The organism is Bradyrhizobium ingae (genome assembly GCF_055791185.1).
Map to the genome: position 1 here is coordinate 94211 of NZ_JBVUBB010000025.1, position 21013 is coordinate 115223.

General features: G+C 64.8%; 18 protein-coding genes. 7 read left to right on the top strand and 11 right to left on the bottom strand.

All coding sequences use genetic code 11. The annotated features are described in order from the left end of the window. Positions 1-212: 212 nt before the first annotated feature. Complete coding sequence (locus ACV1FX_RS28845) at positions 213-1688, top strand: amidase (protein ID WP_473120948.1); 1476 nt, start codon at positions 213-215, stop codon at positions 1686-1688. 66 nt (positions 1689-1754) lie between these two features. Here the strand turns inward: ACV1FX_RS28845 and ACV1FX_RS28850 are convergent, their stop codons facing one another. Further along, complete coding sequence (locus tag ACV1FX_RS28850) at positions 1755-2072, bottom strand: hypothetical protein (RefSeq protein WP_473120949.1); 318 nt, start codon at positions 2070-2072, stop codon at positions 1755-1757. Positions 2073-2194: 122 nt separating this feature from the next. On the opposite strand from ACV1FX_RS28850, the gene ACV1FX_RS28855 reads away from it, so the two are divergent. Further along, complete coding sequence (locus ACV1FX_RS28855) at positions 2195-3106, top strand: PaaI family thioesterase (protein WP_473120950.1); 912 nt, start codon at positions 2195-2197, stop codon at positions 3104-3106. Between the two features lie 69 nt (positions 3107-3175). Continuing rightward, positions 3176-3541 (top strand): hypothetical protein, encoded by a 366-nt coding sequence (locus ACV1FX_RS28860; RefSeq protein WP_473120951.1) that lies wholly within the window; start codon positions 3176-3178, stop codon positions 3539-3541. Positions 3542-3553: 12 nt separating this feature from the next. On the opposite strand, the gene ACV1FX_RS28865 is transcribed toward ACV1FX_RS28860, so the two are convergent. Then, positions 3554-4186, bottom strand: a complete 633-nt coding sequence (locus ACV1FX_RS28865) for a 2-dehydro-3-deoxy-6-phosphogalactonate aldolase (protein ID WP_473120952.1) — start codon at positions 4184-4186, stop codon at positions 3554-3556. 13 nt (positions 4187-4199) lie between these two features. Then, the gene (locus tag ACV1FX_RS28870) at positions 4200-5114 is read right to left on the bottom strand and encodes a 2-dehydro-3-deoxygalactonokinase (protein WP_473120953.1); all 915 of its coding nucleotides are present in this window, start codon (positions 5112-5114) and stop codon (positions 4200-4202) included. 244 nt (positions 5115-5358) lie between these two features. Between ACV1FX_RS28870 and ACV1FX_RS28875 the strand changes: the two genes are divergently transcribed. Then, entirely contained in the window at positions 5359-6456 is a 1098-nt protein-coding gene (locus ACV1FX_RS28875) for an LLM class flavin-dependent oxidoreductase (RefSeq protein ID WP_473120954.1), read from the top strand. A 58-nt stretch (positions 6457-6514) separates the two neighbouring features. Then, the gene (locus ACV1FX_RS28880) at positions 6515-7069 is read left to right on the top strand and encodes a flavin reductase family protein (protein ID WP_473120955.1); all 555 of its coding nucleotides are present in this window, start codon (positions 6515-6517) and stop codon (positions 7067-7069) included. A 200-nt stretch (positions 7070-7269) separates the two neighbouring features. Here ACV1FX_RS28880 and ACV1FX_RS28885 read toward each other — a convergent pair whose 3' ends face one another. The 5 genes from ACV1FX_RS28885 to ACV1FX_RS28905 all read right to left on the bottom strand — a co-directional run bounded on the left by ACV1FX_RS28885 (position 7270) and on the right by ACV1FX_RS28905 (position 15530). Further along, positions 7270-9129 (bottom strand): sigma-54-dependent Fis family transcriptional regulator, encoded by a 1860-nt coding sequence (locus ACV1FX_RS28885; protein WP_473120956.1) that lies wholly within the window; start codon positions 9127-9129, stop codon positions 7270-7272. A 94-nt stretch (positions 9130-9223) separates the two neighbouring features. After that, positions 9224-12529: a carboxyl transferase domain-containing protein gene (locus ACV1FX_RS28890; protein ID WP_473120957.1), complete on the bottom strand. Its 3306-nt coding sequence runs from the start codon at positions 12527-12529 to the stop codon at positions 9224-9226. A 199-nt stretch (positions 12530-12728) separates the two neighbouring features. Further along, positions 12729-14408 carry a methyl-accepting chemotaxis protein gene (locus tag ACV1FX_RS28895; RefSeq protein WP_473120958.1) on the bottom strand — a complete coding sequence of 560 codons (1680 nt, stop codon included), beginning with the start codon at positions 14406-14408 and terminating at the stop codon, positions 12729-12731. 99 nt (positions 14409-14507) lie between these two features. Further along, positions 14508-14978 carry a helix-turn-helix transcriptional regulator gene (locus ACV1FX_RS28900; RefSeq protein WP_473120959.1) on the bottom strand — a complete coding sequence of 157 codons (471 nt, stop codon included), beginning with the start codon at positions 14976-14978 and terminating at the stop codon, positions 14508-14510. Positions 14979-14984: 6 nt separating this feature from the next. After that, a complete protein-coding gene (locus ACV1FX_RS28905; protein ID WP_473120960.1) occupies positions 14985-15530 on the bottom strand; it encodes an AraC family transcriptional regulator in 546 nt (181 codons plus the stop codon). Between the two features lie 238 nt (positions 15531-15768). Between ACV1FX_RS28905 and ACV1FX_RS28910 the strand changes: the two genes are divergently transcribed. After that, positions 15769-17787 (top strand): glycogen debranching protein, encoded by a 2019-nt coding sequence (locus tag ACV1FX_RS28910; RefSeq protein WP_473120961.1) that lies wholly within the window; start codon positions 15769-15771, stop codon positions 17785-17787. Between the two features lie 63 nt (positions 17788-17850). Here ACV1FX_RS28910 and ACV1FX_RS28915 read toward each other — a convergent pair whose 3' ends face one another. Next, on the bottom strand, positions 17851-18093 hold the full coding sequence (locus ACV1FX_RS28915) for a GCG_CRPN prefix-to-repeats domain-containing protein (RefSeq protein WP_473120962.1): 243 nt from the start codon (positions 18091-18093) through the stop codon (positions 17851-17853). 88 nt (positions 18094-18181) lie between these two features. Continuing rightward, positions 18182-19045: an urea carboxylase-associated family protein gene (locus ACV1FX_RS28920; protein ID WP_473120963.1), complete on the bottom strand. Its 864-nt coding sequence runs from the start codon at positions 19043-19045 to the stop codon at positions 18182-18184. A 151-nt stretch (positions 19046-19196) separates the two neighbouring features. Between ACV1FX_RS28920 and ACV1FX_RS28925 the strand changes: the two genes are divergently transcribed. Beyond that, positions 19197-19697, top strand: coding sequence for an NUDIX hydrolase (locus tag ACV1FX_RS28925; RefSeq protein WP_473120964.1), 501 nt, complete (start codon positions 19197-19199; stop codon positions 19695-19697). 4 nt (positions 19698-19701) lie between these two features. Here the strand turns inward: ACV1FX_RS28925 and ACV1FX_RS28930 are convergent, their stop codons facing one another. Next, on the bottom strand, positions 19702-20964 hold the full coding sequence (locus tag ACV1FX_RS28930; RefSeq protein ID WP_473120965.1) for a serine hydrolase domain-containing protein: 1263 nt from the start codon (positions 20962-20964) through the stop codon (positions 19702-19704). Positions 20965-21013 lie beyond the last annotated feature (49 nt).

The window sequence follows — 21013 nt, forward strand, 5'->3', positions numbered from 1 at the left end:
GGAATTGGTGCACCCGTCCTGACTTGTCCGATCAGCAGCGCTCATCACGCGATCCGAGGAAGAACTTCAATCTCAAGGTTTGGTCCCGCAAGCGCGCAGACAGGGCTACCGGCAAAGTCACAGGATTCGGCGGCGCAGCCATGCGGGTCCCCTCGATTGACACGCCCTGTCGCGAAACTAAGGTCGCCGCCGAACCAGAGGATTGAATCACTATGACTTTGCCGATGAGCTGGAACGAGTGGGCGCAGCATGACGGCGTGGCGCTGGCCACGTGCGTCAAGAAGGGCGAGCTCACGCCTGCCGAATTGGCGCGCCAGGCCGCGGCTGCAGTGGCGAAGGTCGATTCCACGTTGTCGGGCGTGGTCGAGCTGTTCGACGATGTCATCGCCGATCCCGCCAAGGACGGCGCCAATCTCACCGGCCCGTTCGCCGGCCTGCCTTTCCTGATGAAGGATCTCGGGCCCACCATGAAAGGCCGCTTGCAGGAAATGGGCTCGCTCTTGATGCGCGGCAATCGCGCAGGCGCCGATACCTTCCTCACCTCGAAATTCCGCCAGGCCGGGTTGAACCTGATCGGACGGACCACGACGCCGGAGTTCGGCGTGTGCAGCTCGGCCGACAACCCGGCCGTCTATGTCACGCGCAATCCCTGGAACACCGACTACACCACCTGCGGCTCGTCGGCGGGCAGCGCCGCATCGGTCGCCGCGGGCATCGTGCCGATTGCGCATGCGACCGACGGCGGCGGCTCGATTCGCATTCCCGCAGGCGTCAACGGCAATATCGGACTGAAAGTGTCGCGCGGCGTGTTCTCGCTCGCGCCGCACATGTCCGATCTGACCGGCCTCGTCTCGATTCAGGGCTGCCAGTCGCGCAGCGTGCGCGACACCGCGGCCTTCGTCGACCATGCCCGGGGACCCGCCCCCGGCGAGTTCATGCCATTCTGGACCACCGCGCAGCCTTACACGGAGATGATCAAGCGCGACCCCGGCAAGCTCCGCATCGCGCTGTCGCATCAATGGGGCGATTATCGCGCGACGCCGCACATCGCGGCCGAGTTGGAGAAGGTCGGCCGCTTCCTCGAAGGCCTCGGCCATCACGTGGACTTTGCCCTGCCCGAGCTCGATTTCCGCGCCGCCTTCGACGCGCAGACCACCTGCTACATCTCCAACTTCGCCGTCGTGATCTCCAACATGCTCGCCGCGCGCAGCCTGGAGCGGCCGCCGGAGGATCTGATCGAGCCGATGAATATCCGCATCTGGGAAGCGGGCCGCCACACGAGCTTTGCCGAACGGGCAAAGATGCAGGCGGTGTTCAACACGACGTCGCGCGGCTTCGGCGCGTTCTACGAGCAGTGGGACGTCATCCTGACGCCGGTCACCGCGCTGCCGACGCCGAAGGTCGGCACGAAGGAATACCTCACGATATCCGACAATCCGGACGTTCTGGACTGGTTCGGCAATCTCTGGCGCAATTTCGCCTTCACGCCACTGGCGAACCTCTGCGGCATGCCGGCGATCTCGCTGCCGCTCGCCGAAAACGAGCACGGCCTGCCGCTCGGCATCCAGGCCATCGCCAAGCAGGCCAATGACGGCCTCCTGCTGCAACTCGCCGCGCAAATCGAGCGCGCCATCGACGGCAAGTGGAATGCGGGCAAGAAGCCGAAGGTCCATGTGACGAAGGGGTGAGCGGGCGAGTTTCGCACGAACCCAACCCAATCGTCGTCCTGGCAAAGGCCAGGACGACATTCGACCTCAATTCTTCATCGCTGGAATCGTCTCCATCGGCTGCTGCTGGCCTTGCTGCATCATGGCGAGCGCCTTGTCGATCGCCTCGCGCAGGGCGATGGCCGCGGCCGGACTGCAGCGAATGTGTCCGGTCTGGATCACGTCGACCCGCACGCCCGGGCCGACCGGCATCAACAGGTTCGCCGCGAGCTCGATCTGGATCGCGCCGTTGTGATGGCCGAAGCAGGACACGCCGTCGAAATAGATGAACGGCGCCCGCTCGGCACTTCCTGTCGAAATCGTCACGCCCCCCGGATTCGTCGTCGGCGCGTCAGGGTTTGCCATGGGTTCCTCGTCGTTCTCAAAACAGATGGTGCCGCAGCATCGTTGCTTCGCGCTCGCCTGTCGAGCCCCGAATGGTGCATGAGATTTTTGCGTGGACCGCGACAACGGTCTAAAAGGTGACCATGTCCAGATCGCAAGCTACGACGCTCCCGTTTGACGCGCTCGCCGAGGCCATCAAGGGCCGCCGCTCCGACTATGGCTACATCAGTGGACTCAGGCTCGATCGCGTAGCGCCTGGTGAGGCCTGGTCGAGCCTGCCCTATCGCCCCGTCTTCGTCGGCGACACCGAAACCGGCGTGTTGCATGGCGGCGTCGTCACCGCGATGCTGGACGAGAGTTGCGGCATGGCGGTGCAGCTCGCGCTCGACGGCACGCGCGCGATCGCAACCCTGGATCTGCGCATCGACTACCAGAAGCCGGCCACGCCCGGCCTCGACATCAGAGCGCACTCGATCTGCTATCGCACCACGCGCTCGATCGCGTTCGTGCGCTCGACGGCCTACCAGGAGTCGGAGGGCGACCCGGTTGCAACCGCCACCGCGTGCTTCATGATCGGCGCCAACCGCACCAACATGCTTGCCGACCGCGCGACCGACCCGCTCAGCATCCCGACGCTGGAGGCGCCGGAAGATCCGTCAGGTCCCTTCGCCAACAGCCCGTTCGCGCGCTGCCTCGGCATCCGCATCCAGGACGACGGCACGCTGATGATGCCGTTCTCGCCAAGGATCATCGGCAACCCGATCCTGCCCGCGATCCATGGCGGCATGACCGGCGCATTCCTGGAGACAACGGCCATCGTCGGCGTGACGCGCGAGCTCGGTATCGCCGCGCCGCCCAAGCCGATCGGGCTGACCATTAACTATTTGCGTTCCGGCCGCGCGCTCGACAGCTTTGCCAACGTCTCGATCGTCAAGCAGGGTCGGCGCATCGTGGCGTTCGAGGCAAAGGCCTGGCAGGACGCCCCGGACAAGCCGATCGCATCCGCCTTCGGCCATTTCATGCTGCGGCCGACGCCTGGAAACGACGAGGAATAACCGCATTAGGGGCTTGACGCCCGGCGCAAGCGCCACAACGATGACGCGGACTCCACGAGAGGAACCGCAGTGCGGCACCCGATCGACATCATCGCCATGTTCGCCGCCATATGGCTATTGGCCTCGATGGTGCTGGACGCGCTGACGCCGAAAGAGCTGACCGCGATCATGATCGGCGTCGCGATCGGGCCTGCGGTGATCATCACCGCGATCTTCTACTACCTGCGCTTTCCGCGAACAGACTTTGCCGTGCTGTTCGCCGCGCTGTGGCTGATCTCGGATATCGCTATCGAGTTCATCTCGCCGATGCCGCTGCCGAACTTCCTGATCATCCTCGGCTTCGTGCCTGCCCTGCTGGTCGGCGCGGTGCTGCACTGGCAGCGCTTTGCGCGCCGGCATGAGCGGCTGGTGTGGCCGTCGGTAAAACGAAGCTGAGACGCGCCGCTTTCACACACTCCCGATCGCGAGATCGTAGGCCGTAATCGTCGCGCTGGCGCGCGCGGCCACATCGGCCACCGTCATGCCCGGCTTGTAGAGGCTGCCGCCGAGTCCAAAGGCGCGGACCCCGCTTTTGATGTATTCGGCAAAGTTCTGGTCGGAGACGCCGCCGACCGCGGCGATCATGGCATCAGGCGGCAGCACGGCGCGGATCGCGGCAATGCCTGCCGCGCCAAGCACGTTTGCCGGAAAGAACTTCAGGCCCGAGGCGCCGGCCCTCGCGGCAAGCAAGGCTTCGGTCGGCGAGAACACGCCGGGCATCGTCACCATGCCGTGCTGGTGCGCACGCGCAATGACCTGGGTGTCGACATTCGGAGCCACCAGCAGCTTGCCGCCGGCGTCATTCAGCCGGTCGACGTCGGCGGTCGTGAGCACCGTACCGGCGCCGACCAGCACGCTCGCGGGTGCGCGCTTGACCGCGATCTCGATCGAGCGGAACGGATCGGGCGAGTTCAGGGGAATCTCGATCGCAGTCATGCCGGCTTCGATCAGCACGCTGACGATACCGTCGGCCTCGTCAGGCTTCACGCCGCGCAGGATTGCGACCAGCGGACGCTTCATGGTCGGAAATGGCACGCTCATGCGAAGGATCCCTCTATCTCGTCCAGATGGCGCGCGCCGCCATTGCAAGGCCGCGGCGCACCGCCTCGTCGGCGTCGATCGGCTCGACCGCAACCGCGAGTGTTTCAAACGCCAGCCGATACAGCATCTCGAGCCGCCCTGATGCAACCAGTTTGATACTGTTCTGCGGCCGGCCATGCGCGAGCCCCGCCGCGAGTTCGATTCCGATCAGGGTGCCCGAGATGGTTTCGCGCGCCGCGGCCGGCGTGCCACCGAACAGGAGCTGCCGCGAGCGGACCTGGAACAGGAGGTTGGCTGCGGATGCCGGGGTCTTGAACCCAGCCGCAACCGCTGACCTGAACGCCTCACGGTCTTCCGCGTCATCGGCACCGGTGACCGCGTGCGAGAGGATCGTCTCGCGCGAGACGACGCTGAAGAGCTCGCCCGTCATGAAGGTGGCAAAGCGCGCTACCGTTCCGCCGCTGACACTGACCCATTTCGAATGCGTGCCGGGCATGCAGACCAGCGCCTCGCCGGCCGGGTCGAGACCAAGCGCGCCGAGCAACTGGGTCTCCTCACCCCGCATGACATCCGGCGCGCCGGCGTCGCGCTGCGCAATTCCGGGCAGAATGCGGATGTCGCGCGACTGCCCGGCGACCGAAACCGCGCGCGCGAGGATCGCAGCGAGCGGCGCCGGGGTATCGACATAGCCGGCTTCAACCCAGCCCTGGCGAGCCCCGGCCATGCCGCAGATCAGCACGGGAAGCTCGCTTCCCGCACCGACCGCATCCAGATGCGATTGCAGCACGGCGGCAAAGCCGGTCTTGGCCGCCGCCATCATGCCTTCGCCGCTGCGGCGCTCCGCCAGAACCCGGCCGTCACGCTCGATCAGCCAAAGCCGGAAGCTCGTGGTGCCCCAATCCACCGCGACATAGGCAGCTTCCGTCATGATACCTCAAGTCCCCTGATTTGATCGTCCGGTCCCGACATCACGGCCGCCTTGTCTCACCGCGGAGACGCCGTCTCGCGACAATGAGACGCCCGCTCCTGCGTCCGACCCCAGATATCGATTATTCCGCGCGCAAACCAGCCCTTTCTCGCCCGGCCGTGTGCTCGCATCGCTGGCACACCACTTGCTCATTTACCGGAACCGCGCAGCCCAAGACGCGTCAACAACGTAACGAGGAAACACCATGGAGATCGGCTATTTCACGATGCCTTCGCATCCGCCGGAGTGCGGCTTGAAGGAAGGAAACGACTGGGACCTCCAGACCATGCGCTGGCTCGACGAGCTCGGCTATCAGGAGGCCTGGATCGGCGAGCATCACACCGCGCCCTGGGAGCCCAATCCCACGCCCGACCTTCTGATCGCGCAGGCGCTGTTGCAGACCAAGAACATCCGCATCGGACCGGGCGGTTTCCTGCTGCCTTATCACCATCCGGCCGAGCTCGCCAATCGCGTCGCGATGCTCGATCACCTCGCGGAAGGACGGCTGAACTTCGGCGTCGCTGCCTCGGGGTTGCCGAGCGACTGGGCGATGTTCAACGTCGATGGCATGAGCGGACAGAATCGCGAGATGACGCGCGAGGCGCTGGAGATCATCCTCAAACTCTGGACCGAGCCCGCCCCCTTCACCCACAAGGGCAAATACTGGACGGTGACCAAGCCGGACACGATGTTCGATTTCCTCAAACCCCACATCAAGCCGGTGCAGGCGCCGCATCCGCCGATCGGCGTTGCGGGACTCTCGAAGAACTCGGACACGCTGAAGCTTGCCGGCGAGCGCGGCTTCATCCCGATGAGCCTCAATCTCAATCCGGCCTATGTCGGCAGCCATTGGGATTCCGTGGAGGTCGGCGCCGCCAAGACCGGACGCAAGCCGAACCGCAGCGATTGGCGGCTGGTGCGCGAGGTGTTCGTCGCCGACACCGACGAGGAGGCGTGGAAGCTCTCGGCCGGCGACATGATGGGCCGGATGATGAGCGAGTATTTCCTGCCGCTGCTCGGCCATTTCGGCTTCAAGGACTATCTGAAGCACGCACCCGACGTTCCCGACAGCGACGTCACCGTCGAATATTGCGCCAAGCGCAACTGGGTCGTCGGCTCGCCGTCCACGGTGGCCGAAAAGATCGAGAAGATCTACGAGGAAGTCGGCGGCTTCGGCGTACTGCTCGTGTTCGGCTTCGACTACAAGCACAAGCCGGAAGCCTGGCATCATTCGCTGGCGCTGCTGAAGAACGAAGTGATGCCGCGGTTGAAGCATCTCGGCAGCGCGCGCAGGGCGGCCTAACGACACGCGGGTGCGGGGACGACCATCCCGCACCCGCAATCATTCGTGGAGACCGCGCGTGACCATCGATGCAAAGGACTTCAAGCTGGCGATGCGGCAATGCGCCGGCGCGGTTGCGCTGGTGACGGTCGGCACCGACAACGGCAAGCGCACCGGACTGACCGTGACCTCGGCCTGCTCGCTGTCGGACAATCCGCCGTCGCTGATCGCCTGCGTCAACCGCAATGCCAGCGCCCACACGCGCATCCGCGAGGACGGCGCGTTCGCGGTCAACTTCCTCAGCGAGGACCACGCACTGCTGGCGCTGACCTTCAGCGGACAGAAGGGCGTCAATGGCGACGACCGCTTTGCGTTCGGACAATGGACGCAAGGTGTCACTGGCGTCCCGGTTCTGGTAGATGCGGTCGCCGCATTCGACTGCGTGCTGACGCAGGAGTTCGAGACGCGGACGCATTCGATTTTTGTCGGCGAAGTACGCAGCGTCACACATTCGGCGCTGGCCGTTCCGCTCGTATATCTGAGGAGCGCCTTTCATACGCCACAGGAGATCCGCGATGCCGTCACGCTCGGCGATCTCGATGCGCGGCATCTGAGCTGGAGCGACTTTTCGTAGGGCCACCTTTCTGCCTTCCCTTCTTCCCTTGCGGGAGAAGGTGGCGCGAAGCGCCGGATGAGGGGTTGCATCTGCGTGCACCAATGGCGAGGTGAGTTCGCGGTAAGAGACCCCTCACTCCGGCGAGATCGGGTCTACCAGCGTCGCTGCCCTCTCCCGCAAGGCGGGAGGGCACATCGAGCGAGCGCCCACTATTCGCGTTACTGGGCCGTGTCGATCTTCAACTGCTTGATCTTGCGATAGAGCGTGGCGCGGCTGAGGTGGAGTGCTTTGGCGGCTTCGGCGACCCGGCCGCCGTGCTTGCGCAGCGCGTCCATGATGGTCGCACGTTCGGCGCTCGCGAGACTGGGCTCGGCGGCGCGACCGCCGAACGGCGGCAGATCGAGATCGGTATCGTCGATGACATCGTTCTCGGCGGTGCAGCCGGCAAGCCGCAGCACATGACGAAGCTGACGCATATTGCCCGGGAAGGGATAGGCTGATAGCGCCGACCAGGCTGCGGCCGAGACCCTGCAGCCCGGCGCCTCCTCGGCCGCGATATCCCTGATCACATCCGCCCTGTCGGCGCGCTCGCGCAAGGCCGGCAACCGAATCTCCAGGCCGCGCAGGCGGAAATAGAGATCGGCGCGGAAGATGCCCTCCTCCGCCATGCGGCCGAGATCGCGATGAGTGGCGCTGATCAGGCGGATGTCGACGGCCGTGGGCTTCAGCGCGCCGAGCGGCCAGACCTCGCGGTTCTCCAGCACGCGCAACAGCCGGGTCTGCAGCGCGATCGGCATGTCGCCGATCTCGTCCAGGAACAGCGTGCCGCCGTCGGCCTGCACGATCAGCCCTTTCGAGCCGTCGCGCCGCGCGCCGGTGAAGGCGCCGGCCTCATAGCCGAACAGCTCGGCATCGATCAGGCTCTCCGGCATGGCCGCGCAATTCAGCGCGACGTAATTGCTGCGCGCGCGGCTGCTTGCGGCATGGATCGCGCGCGCAAAGGCATCCTTGCCGACGCCGGTCTCGCCGTGCAACAGGATCGGCAGATTGTGGTCGCCGATGCGTTTCAGTCGCTTCACGCTTTTGAGCAGCACCGGGTCGCTGCCGGCAAGCCTGTCGAGGCCATCGAGCCGGCCGGCGGGAGCCTCGCGACGTGCAACCGGCTGACGGCCGGGTCTTGCGCGCAGCGGCGCCGCCACATGCCCCTGCCCGAGCGGACGGCCATCGGCGCGACGCAGTCCGACGATCTCGTCCGCCGCGCGCGCCGCGTCGAATTTGATGTAGCGCGATAGATCGATGCCGGATGCGATCAGGCCGTCGGTCAGCCCCAGCATCGCGCGCGCCGCGCGGCAGGCGCCGACGATGCGGCGGTCGTCGTCATAGGCGATCAATCCGCTGCCGCCGTCACCAGGCACGGTCGCAATCCAGGCATTGCGGAAATGGTTGCGGAAAATCGCGCCTTCGATGCGGCGCGTCGCCTCCATGCTGACCGCGAGCGCGAGCTGATGAGCCGTCCGGCTCAGATCATCGCGACAGGAGGTGATGTTCACCGCGCCTGCCAGTCGGCCGGTCTCGTCGAAGAGCGGGGTCACCGCGCAGGAGAAAATGCTCCATTGCGCGCGAAAATGCTCGTCGCGATGCACCAGGATCGACTTCTCTTCGGCAAGCGCCGTGCCGAGGCCATTGGTGCCCTCACAGGCCTCGGAAAAATTCGAGCCGGTATAGACCTTCCAGCGCAAAAACACCTCGGTGTCGGCCTCACCCGGCAGCCGGCTCCAGAGCATGGTGGCATTGGGATCGGCGAGGTTGACGCAATAGCCGGCCTCGCGCAGCACGCGGGCAAGATCCTCCAGCTCCGGCGTCGCCAGCCGGATCAGCTGCTCCATCGGCTCGGTGACATGCCGAACCTCGGCTTCCGTAAGCGTCTGCGGCGGGCCCTGGCGCGCGGGATCGAGCTTGTGGTTGATCAGGCAGCGCCGCCAGGAACTTGCGATCCGCGACTCCGCGTCGACATCGGCCGCGTGAGTGGCGACGGACAGCACACGGGCGACATGGTTCGAGGCCGAGAGGCTGGCCATCGCAGACGTCTCCACCCTGTATTATTGGGCGAAGTCTCGCAGTCCGGGCGGGGATGTCAATCGGGAACCGGTGCGCTGCCGTTGCTGCGCCTGCTCACCACGCGTCGATGCAGGGGCGCTTCTTGGTCGTGCGCTCGGGCGGCTTCGGCACGGAGCGCAGGCCCGCCATGATCCAGCGCCGCGTCTCGGCGGGATCGATGACGTTGTCGATCTCGAACACCGACGCGATCGAGACGGCCTTGCCGTTGGCGTAGAGCTCGGCGACCTTGTTGCGATAATAGGTCTCGCGCTCGACCGGATCGGCGATCGCCTCCATCTCCTTGCGGAAGCCGAGCCGCACATAGCCTTCGAGACCCATGCCGCCGAACTCGCCGGTCGGCCACGCCGCGGTAAAGAAGGAGGCGTGGAAGCCGCCGCCGATCATCGACTGTGCGCCAAGGCCATAGCCTTTGCGCAGGACGATGCCGAACAGCGGCACGGCGAGGCTCGCACCCGTGACGAACATGCGCGAGACATGGCGCACGATCGCGGTCTTCTCCGCTTCCGGGCCGACCATGAAGCCGGGCGTATCGCAGAGCGAGACGACCGGGATATCGAAGGCGTCACAGAGCTGGAGGAAGCGCGCCGCCTTGTCGCCGGCATCCGCATCGATCGCGCCGCCGAGATGGCGGGGATTGTTGGCGATCAGGCCGAACGGCTTGCCTTCGATGCGGATGAAGGCGGTGATCATGCCGACGCCATAGTCGCGGCGGAGCTCGAGCACGGAGTTCCGGTCTGCGATGAGATCGATCACGCTGCGGATGTCGTAAACGCGCAGCCGGTTCTCGGGGATCGCACGGCGCAGGAGGCGCTGATCGGCCGCCTGCCACTCGCTCACCGCGCCCTGGAAATAGGACAGGTATTTCTGCGCAACCCGCGTCGCCTCCTCCTCGTCCTCGACGAGGATGTCGATGACTCCGTTCGGGGACTGGAACGAGACCGGACCAACCTCGGCGGGATGATAGACGCCGAGACCGCCGCCTTCGATCATGGCCGGACCGCCCATGCCGATCGAGGCATTCTTGGTCGCGATGATCACGTCGCAGCAGCCGAGCATCGCCGCATTGCCCGCAAAACAATAGCCGGAGACGACGCCCACGACCGGCACGAGGCCGGAGAGCTTGGCGAATTGCAGGAACGACGGGCCATCGAGACCGGTCATGCCGAGTCGGTCGGTGTCGCCGGGCCGGCCGCCGCCGCCTTCGGCGTAAAACACCAGCGGCATCCGCCATTGCTCGGCCAGCGTCAGCATGCGGTCGATCTTCTTGTGGTTCATGTGGCCCTGCGTACCGGCAAGCACGGTGTAGTCGTAGGCGACCACCATGCAGCGCGCAGCATCGGAGCCGAACTTGTCCGCATTGACCGTGGCGACGCCGGTAATGAGACCGTCCGCCGGCGTGTTCTTGATGAGATCGTCGAGCTTGCGGCGGCGGCGCTGCGCGGCGATGGCAAGGCTGCCATATTCCATGAAAGAGCCGTCGTCGACGAGCTGCGCAACGTTTTCGCGCGCGGTGCGCTGATTGGTGTTGCGGCGGCGCTCCACGGACGCCGGGCGATTTTCGTCGCGCGTGTTGGCCTGGCGCGACAACATCTCGGCGAGATCGGGGCGGATGTGATCGAGATCGATCTCGGCTTCCTTGGCAGCGCTGTCGGCCGCGACGTCGAGCGGCTCGAGATAGAGGATCGGCTCGCCATGCAGCAGCGTGACTCCGTCGCCGGCCACGAGCCTCATGACCCGGCCGCCCTGCTCGGCCATTACCAGGTGCTCCATCTTCATGGATTCGATCACCGCGAGCTGCTGGCCGGGCCGCACGACCTCACCCTCTTTGACCTGGATCGTCACGACGGTGCCCTGCAAGGGCGCCGCGACCATCACCGTTCCCTCCGGCACCTCCTGCGCCACGTGGGTTTGCGCCGCGTGTTCGCCGGACTTGTCAGTCGGTGCAAAGAACAGCGGCCGCGCCGCACCGTCGGCCGCCTCCACGAGCTTGGCAACATTGCGATCGATGAAGTCGGTCGCGATACGATTGGTCCTGAAGTCGGGATGAGCGAGCACGGCCTGGAGGAAGGGGATGTTGGTGACGACGCCATCGATGCGGAACTCGCGCAAGCTTCGCGAAGCCTTGGCGACCACATCGTGCCAAGCCTCACCCAACGTATGGACGACGACCTTCGCAAGCAGTGAGTCGAAGGCGGCGCTGGTCTTGTAGCCGGCATAGCCAAAGCTATCGACGCGCACCCCGGGGCCCGAGGGCGGCTCGAACACCGCGAGCACGCCGCCGGTCGGGTGCGTCGCGCCGGTCTCGTCCAGCGTCTCCATGTTGATACGGAGCTGCATGGCGTGGCCGCGCGGCTTCGGGATCGAAGCCTGGTCGAGACCCAGCGAAGCGAGCGAGGCGCCGGAGGCGACCGCAAGCTGGGCCCGCACGAGATCGATGCCGAGCACCTCCTCCGTCACGGTGTGCTCGACCTGAAGCCGCGGATTGGCCTCGATGAAGGCGAAGCCGTCTTCGGTGGCGCCATCGACCAGGAACTCGAAGGTACCGAGATTGTCGTAGGCCGCGTGCGAGGCAAGCTGCTTCGCCGCCTCGATCATGCGGCCGCGCAAGCCGTCGCTGAGCGAGGGGCTGGGCGCTACCTCGATCAGCTTCTGGTGCCGGCGCTGGACGGTGCATTCGCGCTCCCAGAGATGGCTGATCGCACCATGATGGTCGCCGATGATCTGCACCTCGATGTGCCGCGCCTTGCGGATCAGGCGCTCGGCATAGACGCCGTCAAAGCCGAAGGCCGCTTTCGCCTCCGACTGGCAGCGCGCATAAGCTTCCACCAGGTCCGCAGCCTTCTCGACGACACGCATGCCGCGGCCGCCGCCGCCGGCCATCGCCTTGATCACGATCGCGGCGGACTTGCCGAGCGAGTCGAAGAACGCCTGGATCTCGCCAAGCGAGGACGGCCCGCTGGTGCCGGCGATGATCGGCACGCCGCAACGTTTTGCAAGCTGCCGCGCGGCGACCTTGTCGCCGAACAGCTCGAGCGCGGCCACCTTCGGCCCGACGAAGGCGATGCCCTCGGCCGCGCAGGCCTTGGCGAAGTCCGCGTTCTCGCTGAGGAAGCCATAGCCGGGATGCACTGCGTCGCAGCCTGCTTCCTTTGCCGTCTTCACCACGCCTTCGATGTCGAGATAGGCCCGCGCGCCGCGGCCGGGAATTTCGATCGCCTCATCGGCGATGCGGCCGTGCAGCGACAGCGCATCATCCGCCGGATAGATCGCCACTGTCGCAATACCGGCATCCGCAGCGGCCCGCGCGATGCGGATGGCGATCTCGCCGCGATTGGCGATCAGGAGCTTTCGAAACGACATTGAGCGGGCCTCCGTGCACCGCCTATTTGCAGCGGGCATGGAAGGACCTCAACGACAAGCGGGGGTGGAGTCAAGGGTAGCGCGCACGGCAACACGCACGGGTGCCGCGACGCGGAATAAATCCGTTTGCGTTTAGCCATGCCGTCGCTCTTCGACGGCCGCTTCGTGGCCACCTCGCGGTGATGGTGACGGTTGAGCCCTACGCCGCCCGTACGCCGGCGACGAAGGTCGTCACCTCGTGCTGCAGCGCCTGCAGCTTCTGCGTCAGCCGGCCGCTCGATTGCAGCACTTGGCCTGCGGCATGGCCGGTCTCGGAGGTTGCCTCCGTGACCCCGGAGATGTTTTGCGAGACCTGGTTGGTGCCGGACGCAGCGTCCTGCACGCTGCGAGCAATCGCTTGCGTCGCGGCGCCCTGCTGTTCCACCGCCGCCGCGATCGAGGAAGAGATCTCGTTGACCTCCATGATGGTGGCGCGGATGCTCTGGATGTTGCCGACGACCTGATCGGTCTCGGCCTGGATCGCCGAGATCTGCGCACCGATCTCATCGGTTGCTTTCGCGGTCTGACTCGCCAGCGACTTCACCTCGCTTGCGACGACGGCAAAGCCCTTGCCGGCTTCGCCGGCGCGCGCCGCCTCGATGGTGGCATTCAGCGCGAGCAGGTTCGTCTGCGAGGCGATCTGGTTGATGAGGTCGATGACCTCGCCGATCTTGTGGGCCGCCTGAGCCAGCCCCTGCACGGTCTCATTGGTGCGCTGGCCATCAGCCGCCGCCTTGTCGGCGACTTGCGCGGCCTGCGCGACACGCTGACTGATCTCTGATATTGACGACGATAGCTCGCCGGCGGCGGAGGCCACCGTCTGCACATTGCTCGAAGCCTGCTGGCAGGCATCGGCGACGATGCTCGCGCGCGCGCTCGCCTTGTCGGCGGTTTCCGACATGCCTTGCGCGGCCTGCTGCATCCGTTGCGCTTCGCTGAAGACCTCGCGGACCACGGCCTGCACGCTGGCCTCGAACTTGCCGGCGAGATCGACCATCACCTTGCGCTTCTCGGCGTCCGACTTCTGCTTCAGCTCCTGTTGCTCGGCGTGCATCTGGTGCACGGCCGCGGCATTGTCCTTGAACACGGCGAGCGCCTTCGCCAAACCGCCGACTTCACCACGGCGGCTCGTATAGGGCACATCGAATGCGCTGTCGCCGGAGGCGAGCCGCTCAGTGAGCGCCGTGATGTTCGCGAGCGGCCCGGTGACGCTGCGGCCGATCAGGAAGGAGGCAAGAAGCACCAGTGCAAGCACGGCGAGGCACATCCAGCCGAACGTCATGGCGGTCTGGCGGAACACGGCATCGACGTCATCGAGATAGATGCCCGTGCCGATCATCCAGCCCCAGGGGGCAAAACCCTTGACGAAGGAGATTTTTGATACCGGCTGGTCGAAGCCCGGTTTGGGCCAGAGATAGCCGTAGAAGCCCGCGCCCTGCTTGTTCACGACATCGACGAACCCCATGAAGAACGCATTACCGGTAGGATCCTTCATGCCGGAGAGATCCTTGCCGTCGAGCTCGGGCTTGATCGGATGCATGACCATCTTGGGGGTCATGTCGTTGATCCAGAAATACTCGACCTTGTCGTAGCGCAGGCTCTTGATCTCGGCCTGAGCGGCCGCCTGCGCCTGCTCGCGCGTCAGCTTCCCCTCGCTCTCGAGCTTCTGGTAATGCGACAGGATGCCATAGCCGACGTCGACCATCTGCCGGGTCTTGGCCTGGCGGTCCGCAACCATCTGTGCTCGCATGGTATAAAGCGCGATCGGCGCCAGCACGATCATGCCGAGAAGGCCGATGGTAACGATCAGGACAAGCTTGAAACTGATGCGGGAAAACATCTTGGTGCTCGCGTGAATTGGCAGAATGGTGAAATGCCAATTTATCCCGAACCGCTTAGCAAAGATTTAAGCATTCGGGTCCCGGTGCCGCCTGCATCGCTAAGTCGCCGGCACCCCCTGCAGCAGGCGATTGCGATATTCCCCCGGCGAGGCCTTGAACCAGCGCCGGCAAGCCCGGAAAAAGCTGCTCTGGTCGGCGAAGCCGAGCAGATAGGCTGCCTGCCCGAGCGACAGATGCAGGCGGCCGAGATACTGATCCGCCAGTTCCCGCCGCGTGTCGTCCAGAAGCTGCACGAACGAGGTCGCTTCCTCTTCCAGCCGACGCTGCAGGGTGCGCTCGCTCATGCAGAGCTCGACGGCAACCTCGTCCCGTCTCGGCTCGCCGTCGGGAAGCCGCCGCACGATCGCCTCGCGAACCCGAAAGCTGGTCAGTGCGTGATCGAAGTGACGCAGATATTCGCCGGCATAACGCTCGTGGAGCTCGCCGAGTTGCGGATTGAAGGTCGGCAACGCGAGGCTCATATCGCTGCGCGCGAACATCACGCTGTTGCGCTCGGCGTTGAAGGTCACCGGGCATCAAAAGGCGGCGTGATAGGGCGACACATCCGCGGGCGCGGGATAGGTCAGCGCGATGGCGCGCGGATTGACGTCGCTGCGCGCGATCCAGCGGCAGAAGCCGATCACGGTGACGAAAATGAACTCGATCCGCTGACGCGGGATCGGCCGGCTGCCGCCGAACAGCACGAAATCGATGCGACAGCAATCGTTCCCTTCCATCATGCTCATGGTCAGCGCGTCGCTGAGGATGAGCAGGTAGCGGTTCAGCCGCTCGAAGGCGCCGCGCAGATCGGCGCAGGACATCATGGTGTAGCCGACCACGTCGAACGCCGCCGGCCGCGCCGTCTGATGCTGCGCGAGCGACAGCGCCGGATTTTTCGAACGTTCGACCGCGAGCTCCCAGAGATGGCTGATCTTCTCGGTGGCGAGCCGCGCGCTCAGGCCCTCCAGTTCCTGCGGATCGATGCCGGCGGCTGCAAACAGGCTCGCGACATCCAGCCCCTCGGCGGCGAGCATTTCGGCGATGCTCCGCACCCAGACCGCGGCCGTCGTCCGCTTCGACATCCCCAACGCTCCTCCAGCGCTTGTTGGTTGATTGGCGCCGCAACTGCCGAGGCGCACCGGCCGCCTGGCTCCGAATATGACACGAAACGGCCTGCCATGCCACCGAGGCAATGCTTCGGGCGATCGACGCGAGCAGCACGCTGTCTCGACATTGTCATTCTGGTCGGCTCTTATCGCCGCACGACGCCATCTTGATGAGAGCGAGCATGGCGCGCGGGCGGGCGTATTGGAGATCGTCATGGCGGATCTGGAAGGCAGCGAGGGCTTGCCCTGGCCGCTTGGTTGTTCCCGCAACGAGGCGGATCAGAGCTGCAACTTCGCGCTCTATTCCAAGCACGCGACCGCGGTCACGCTCCTGCTCTATCGGGATGGCGAGTTCGCGACACCGCTTCGCGTTCTCCCCTTCTCGTTTCCTGCCAACAAGACCGGCCGCGTCTGGCATATGCGGCTGCCATCCGAAGCGATTGCCGACGCCAAATATTATGCCTATCAGGTCGACGGTCCTTTCGATCCCCGAAGCGGGCAGCGCTTCGATCGCGACAAGATCCTGCTCGATCCCTATGCGAGAGGCGTGTTCTTTCCGCCCGCTTTCAGCCGCGATGCCGCGACGGCGGCTGGATCGAACGCGGGCAAGGCGCCGCTCGGCCTGCTCGCCGATGGCGCGACAGCCCCGCCTCCGGAACGTTCGCCCGCGCCACGCCACGACCACGAGCTGATCATCTACGAAATGCATGTGCGCGGCTTCACGCGGCGGGCCAATTCGAATGTCGCCGAGGAGCAACGCGGCACCTTTGCCGGCATCGTCGCAAAGATCCCGTATCTCAAAGAACTCGGCATCACCGCCGTCGAGCTGATGCCCGTGCACCAGTTCGAGCCGGGGACCAGCAATTACTGGGGCTACATGACGCTCAACTTCTTCTCGCCGCACACGCTCTACAGCGTGGCCGGCACGCCAGAAGGCGCGCTTCGTGAATTCCGCGTCATGGTCGACGAACTGCACAGAGCGGGTATCGAGGTGCTGCTCGACGTCGTCTACAATCACACCGCGGAGATGGGCAATGGCGGGCCGACATACTCGTTCCGCGGCATCGACAACTCGACCTACTACGCGTTGTCGCCGACCGACCTATCCAGCTACGTCAATTTCAGCGGATGCGGCAACGATTTGCGGACCGCGCATCCGGCCCCGCGGCTGATGGTCGTCGACAGCCTGAGATATTGGGCGACGTCAATCGGTGTCGACGGCTTCCGCTTCGACCTCGCCTCGATCTTCGCCCGCAACGAGGACGGCTCGCTCAATTCAGAGGATCCGCCGATCGTCGTGGAGATTTCCGGCGACAATGATCTCGCCGATATCAGGCTGATCGCCGAACCGTGGGACGCGGGTGGCGGCTACCAGATGGGCCGCGCCTTTCCGGGCCGGTCATGGTGCCAATGGAACGATCATTTCCGCAGCACCGTCCGCGGCTTCGTCAAGGGCGATGGCGGCCTGGTCGCCGATCTCATGACCCGCCTCTACGGCAGCACGGACCTGTTTCCGGACACGCTCGCTGACGCCGACCGGCGTACGCAGAGCATCAACTTCGTCGATTGCCATGACGGGCTCAATCTCTGCGATCTCGTCAGCTACACCAATGACGACCAGCGCAGCTGGGGCTGCGGCTACGAGGGCACGAATAACGTACCTCCCGATGTGGCCGTGCTGAGGAAGCGGCAGATCAAGAACTTCTGCTGCCTGCTGATGCTGTCGAACGGCGTGCCGATGTTCGTTGCGGGCGACGAGTTCATGCACAGCCAGAACGGAAATGCGAACGTTTACGACCAGGACAACGAGACCACCTGGCTCGACTGGGACCTCACCGAAACCAACGCCGATGTGCTGCGCTTCTTCCGCATGATGATCGGCTTGCGCAAGGCCCATCCGGTGATCGCTGGGAGCACTGGATGGGGCGCCGACTGCACATGGCACGGCACCGACGGCGATCCCGATCTTGGCAGCGGATCGCGCTCGCTGGCGCTGCATCTGCGCGGCGCATCGACTGACGGCGCCGACATTTTTGCGATGTTCAATGCGTATTGGGAGCCGCTGAGCTTCAATCTCCCGACGTCACCGATCTGGAAGCGCGTGGTGGATACGTCGCTGGACAGTCCGAACGATATCGTCGAGGAGATCGCCGCACAGCCATACATCTCCAGCTCGTACAGCGTCGGCCCGCGATCGGTCGCGGTCCTCGTTGCTTCGTCAGAGAGCACATGACCACCTTGCGCCATCAATGCTGGCGCTTGGGAATGCCAACCTTCGTTGCGAAACGTGACGGGCCTAATAACTGAGGAAGCAGGCGCGTTTGCGCGGGCTCCAGACGTAGCCTGAAGGACAGCGCGGCTGGGGCTGCGCCCCCGCTGGGCACTCGTTCCACACGCGCGCGCCAGTTCCCCATCCATCGACGACACAGGCCCCGGAGATGGTGGGATGACAGCCGGGGCCACATCCATAGGCGGCGCGGGCAAGATCAACGCCGGCAACGGTCGCGATCAGCAAAGCGGTGACGAAAAGCGCTCTCATGGTCTCCCCCTTCTGGTTGCCTCCGGCTCCGGCAGGAGCCACGGGAACCCGTCAATGACGCGCGGACGGTAGCTTTGGTTCCCGGCACTCAGCGATCGCTGCCATGGCCGCGATGGTAGGTATTCGGCAACGGCCAGCTCCAGCTGCCCAGTGTCGTCGGATCCGGCTCGAAGATCTCGATCTTGAGCGGATAACAGGCCGCAACGTCGCTGGAATGGGTCGCGCCGCAATCGCCGCCCGGGCAGGCCGACAGCGCGCCGAGCAGATCGATCTCCGCGAAAAACTCGATGAAGTCGCCGGGACGGACGGGACTGGCCTTCATGAAATACTGGTGCGTATCCCCGGTAAAGCCGGTGCACATGAAGACATTGAGCACGTCGTGGACGTGGTGCTCGACATCACGCGCGTCCGTCTTCAATTCGGCCGCCAGCGCGCGCGAGAGGTTGGAGTGGCAGCAGAAGTCATATGACGTGCCGCCCAGCAGCAGCTTCGTGTAGGGATCGCAGCGGGTGCCGATCACGTCGTGGATGCCGGCGCCGTCCGCATCAAAACCGTACCAGCCGAGCGTGTCGTGGCTGATGGTCGACATCGGCCGCAGATGCGGCATGGTGCTCCAGAGCCGGTCGCCGGTGCCGACATGCGTTGCGTGAAGCGCGCGCGTCTTGCCGCTGAAGAAGCGCTCGGAGAGATCGTGAGCGTTCCAGAGATTGAGGTCGCCGACCTGCGGACCTTCGATGCTGACGATACGGAAGAACTGGCCGCGCAAGACGCGAAACGCGCGCGCATCGCGCGGCGGCACCACGATCTCCTGCGTCTTGACCATCGTCCGCCGCGCGGCTTCGAGAACGGCCATATCCGGCTTCGGCATTGAACCGGCGGGATAGACGACAGTCGGCCTGGCCGCCCGGCGTGAGGCTGCATCGGCGGGAGCAGGTGGGATTCTTGATGACATGGTTCACCTTGGATCGAAGCGGCGACGGGACAGGGATCGATGGAAGCACGCGCCTCGCTGTCGGCACAGTCTATCGCAAGCGTCGCGGCGGTCACATAGACCCATCTGACCTGTGCCCATGTGACTTGTATCGTCCTGAATTTTTCGCCGCATGCACCACATCGGCCGCTTCCCGGGAATCAGCCTTCCGGCTATGAAGACATCTCCGCAGACAAATCGGGGCAGATCGATGAATTCTCAGGATGCTATTCGGATCGCTGCGGCTCTTATCCAGAGGCAGGATGGATACGTGTTGCTCGTCAGGAAACGCGCCACCGGAGCGTTCATGCAGCCGGGCGGAAAAATCGAGGCGCTCGAGCAACCGGAGGCCGCACTCAGGCGGGAATTGTTCGAGGAGCTCGGAATCGAGGTCGATAAAGACGAGCTCTCCTATGTCGGCAGGTTCGCCGCCCCTGCTGCGAACGAGCCTGGCCGAGAGGTCGATGCAGAGATTTTCCGCGCAGATGTCTCTCGCCCGGTGACGCCCGGAGCGGAGATCGAGGAAATCCTCTGGGTCGATCCATCCGCCCCACCCTCCGTGATGCTCGCCCCGCTGACTCGCGACAAGCTGCTTCCCCTTTGTTCGGCGCTTGCCTGGAGCAATCAATCCTGACGGATCAGGACTGCCGCAACGCGCGGTAAACTCCGTGCTCGAACTCACGATAGACGTTCAGCGCTTCGCGGTCCGCGAAGGGCAGGATCTGCATCATGATGACGCCGGCAAGGCGCTTCAATGGATCAATCCAGTAATAGGTGTTGAACAGGCCGGCCCAGGTCAGGCTGCCGGCGCTGCGGCCATCGGGCACGGGATCCAGATTGATCATGTGGCCCAGCCCCCATCGCAGATGATTGCCCGGGAAGAAATTCACGTCGTTCGAGAGCGCCGGGTTGGTCGTCTTGAGGATGCCGGCCTCGAGATGTCCGATCTGGTTTTCGGACATCAACGCAACCGTCACAGGCTGAAGGATACACGCCCCGCGGAGACTTCCGTCGTTGAGCAGAGCCTGTAGCAAGCTCAGGTAATCGGACGCCGTGGAATAAATGCCGCCTCCCCCCAGAAACACCTTGCTGCCGCCCGGCTTTTCCAGCGGCTGTCCCAGAAGCTTACCTTCCGCATCGCGCACGAACAGGCTGGCCTCCCGCGCGCGCTGCTTCTCGTCGAGCGATACAACGGTGTCGTTCATGCCGAGCGGACCCGTGATGTGGTCGCGGAAATAGCGCTCGAGCGACTGGCCGCTCGCGATCTCCACCATCCGGCCGACGCGATCGAGACTGCCGCCATAAGCCCATCTTGCACCGGGTTCGAACATCAGCGGCGTGCGCGGCAGCTTCGGCTTGCCGCGCGCGGCCTTGAGATAGCGGGCAACCTTCGGATCCCAGAGCAGATAGCTGAAGCCGGAGGTGTGCGATAACAGTTGGCGCAGCGTCAACGGCCTCTCGGGAGGATGTAGTTGCGGGGCGCCCTTCGCATCGAAACCGGCGAGCACCTGAACTTCAGCCAGCGCCGGATCGATATTGGCGGCCGGCTCGTCCAGATGCAGCCTGCCCAGCTCCACCAGTTGCAGCGCCGCAACCGTCGTCAGCAATTTGACCATCGAGGCGATGCGGAAGATCGTGTCGGTCGACATGCACGAGGCCGCATCGCCGTTGCGCAGGCCGAAAGCGCCCTCATAGAGCACCGACTGTCCGTTCGCGGCCATCGCCACCACGCCGGGAATCTTTTGTACGCCGACGCTTGCCGACAAGGCCGCGTCGATCTCCCGACTGAGCGCCATAGACGATGCCGCGCGGCCGGGCACGGGAACGGCGGCGGCCACGCTCGCAGCCGCAAGCCCCACGGTTTGCAACAGCGCATCACGCCGGCTGAGCGGACCCCACATGAGGTTTCCTGGAAGCTGATCCGGAATCTGATCTAGTATAGCCCAGACA

Bases quoted from the DNA above. Each gene is read 5' to 3' on its own strand.
- ACV1FX_RS28845 (WP_473120948.1), top strand. From the start codon at position 213: ATGACTTTGCCGATGAGCTGGAACGAGTGGGCGCAGCATGACGGCGTG.
- ACV1FX_RS28850 (WP_473120949.1), bottom strand. From the start codon at position 2,072: ATGGCAAACCCTGACGCGCCGACGACGAATCCGGGGGGCGTGACGATT.
- ACV1FX_RS28855 (WP_473120950.1), top strand. From the start codon at position 2,195: ATGTCCAGATCGCAAGCTACGACGCTCCCGTTTGACGCGCTCGCCGAG.
- ACV1FX_RS28865 (WP_473120952.1), bottom strand. From the start codon at position 4,186: ATGAGCGTGCCATTTCCGACCATGAAGCGTCCGCTGGTCGCAATCCTG.
- ACV1FX_RS28870 (WP_473120953.1), bottom strand. From the start codon at position 5,114: ATGACGGAAGCTGCCTATGTCGCGGTGGATTGGGGCACCACGAGCTTC.
- ACV1FX_RS28875 (WP_473120954.1), top strand. From the start codon at position 5,359: ATGGAGATCGGCTATTTCACGATGCCTTCGCATCCGCCGGAGTGCGGC.
- ACV1FX_RS28885 (WP_473120956.1), bottom strand. From the start codon at position 9,129: ATGGCCAGCCTCTCGGCCTCGAACCATGTCGCCCGTGTGCTGTCCGTC.
- ACV1FX_RS28890 (WP_473120957.1), bottom strand. From the start codon at position 12,529: ATGTCGTTTCGAAAGCTCCTGATCGCCAATCGCGGCGAGATCGCCATC.
- ACV1FX_RS28895 (WP_473120958.1), bottom strand. From the start codon at position 14,408: ATGTTTTCCCGCATCAGTTTCAAGCTTGTCCTGATCGTTACCATCGGC.
- ACV1FX_RS28905 (WP_473120960.1), bottom strand. From the start codon at position 15,530: ATGTCGAAGCGGACGACGGCCGCGGTCTGGGTGCGGAGCATCGCCGAA.
- ACV1FX_RS28910 (WP_473120961.1), top strand. From the start codon at position 15,769: ATGGCGGATCTGGAAGGCAGCGAGGGCTTGCCCTGGCCGCTTGGTTGT.
- ACV1FX_RS28915 (WP_473120962.1), bottom strand. From the start codon at position 18,093: ATGAGAGCGCTTTTCGTCACCGCTTTGCTGATCGCGACCGTTGCCGGC.
- ACV1FX_RS28920 (WP_473120963.1), bottom strand. From the start codon at position 19,045: ATGTCATCAAGAATCCCACCTGCTCCCGCCGATGCAGCCTCACGCCGG.
- ACV1FX_RS28925 (WP_473120964.1), top strand. From the start codon at position 19,197: ATGCACCACATCGGCCGCTTCCCGGGAATCAGCCTTCCGGCTATGAAG.
- ACV1FX_RS28930 (WP_473120965.1), bottom strand. From the start codon at position 20,964: ATGTGGGGTCCGCTCAGCCGGCGTGATGCGCTGTTGCAAACCGTGGGG.